Consider the following 693-nt stretch of genomic DNA (forward strand, 5'->3'; position numbering starts at 1 on the left):
TGCCTACGCCAAAGCCTTCCCGCAGGAAGCCGCCGAGTTTACCCGCCGTATGAAAGGCGAGATGCCGGCTGATTTCGACGCGAAAGCGAACGAATTCATCGCGAAGCTGCAGGCTAACCCGGCGAAAATCGCCAGCCGTAAAGCGTCGCAGAACGCCATTGAAGCCTTCGGCCCGCTGCTGCCTGAGTTCCTCGGCGGCTCCGCTGACCTGGCGCCAAGTAACCTGACCCTGTGGTCCGGCTCTAAGGCCATCAACGAAGACGCTGCCGGTAACTATATCCACTACGGCGTGCGTGAATTCGGTATGACCGCGATTGCCAACGGTATCGCCCTGCACGGCGGTTTCCTGCCGTACACCTCCACCTTCCTGATGTTCGTCGAGTACGCGCGTAACGCGGTACGTATGGCGGCGCTGATGAAGCAGCGTCAGGTGATGGTCTACACTCACGACTCCATCGGTCTGGGCGAAGACGGCCCGACGCACCAGCCGGTTGAGCAGGTGGCTTCCCTGCGCGTCACTCCGAACATGTCCACATGGCGTCCGTGCGACCAGGTGGAATCCGCCATTGCGTGGAAATACGGCGTGGAGCGTCAGGACGGCCCGACCGCGCTGATCCTCTCCCGTCAGAACCTGGCGCAGCAGGAGCGTACCGAAGAGCAGCTGGCGAACGTCGCCCGCGGCGGCTACGTGCT

At 62.5% G+C, this 693-nt stretch carries 1 pseudogene; it reads left to right on the forward strand.

The window, feature by feature from the left end:
- A pseudogene (locus FQK12_RS27645) lies at positions 1 to 693 on the forward strand (transketolase); the annotation flags it as partial.

Origin of the sequence: Klebsiella sp. ME-303 (assembly GCF_007910085.1) — a bacterium.
GTDB classification, from domain to species: Bacteria; Pseudomonadota; Gammaproteobacteria; order Enterobacterales; family Enterobacteriaceae; genus Klebsiella; species Klebsiella michiganensis.